Source organism: Streptomyces sp. AC627_RSS907, assembly GCF_019049165.1.
Map to the genome: position 1 here is coordinate 1 of NZ_JAGMUE010001057.1, position 631 is coordinate 631.

At 71.9% G+C, this 631-nt stretch carries 1 protein-coding gene; it reads right to left on the reverse strand.

Annotation, left to right across the window (positions count from 1 at the left end):
- The coding region (locus KUM32_RS40235; protein ID WP_254406767.1) for a Mur ligase family protein at positions 1–631 on the reverse strand (631 nt) is incomplete at both ends.

Genomic DNA, 631 nt, shown 5'->3' on the forward strand with positions numbered 1-631 from the left:
CCGAAGAACGCCTCGACGGCGGCGAGCGCCACGGCCGCGTTGTGCGCCATGTGTGCGCCGTGCAGCGGGAGGAAGAGGTCCGGGTACTCGCCGCCGAGGCCGCGCAGCGTCAGGAGCTGGCCCCCGACCGCGACCTCCCGGTTCAGCACGCCGAACTCCATGCCCTCCCTGGCCACCGTGGCGTCCACCTCGACGGCCCGCTTGAGCAGCACCGACGCGGCCTCCACCGGCTGTTGAGCGAGGACCACCGTGGCCCCTGCGGCGCCGTCGGCCCCCTCCCGGGCCTTGATGATCCCCGCCTTCTCGGTGGCGATCGCCTCGTGCGTGCTGCCGAGCCGGTCCGTGTGGTCCAGCGAGATCGGGGTGACGACGGCGACCGCCGCGTCGATGACGTTGGTCGCGTCCCAGGTGCCGCCCATGCCGACCTCGACCACCGCGACGTCGACCGGCGCGTCGGCGAACGCCGCGTACGCCATCGCCGTCAGCACCTCGAAGAAGGAGAGCCGGAACTCCTGCTGGGCGTCGGTCATCTCCACGTACGGCTGGATGTCCCGGTACGTCTCGATGAACCGCTCGGCGGAGATCGGGGCGCCGTCCAGGCTGATCCGCTCGGTGATCGACTGCACGTGGG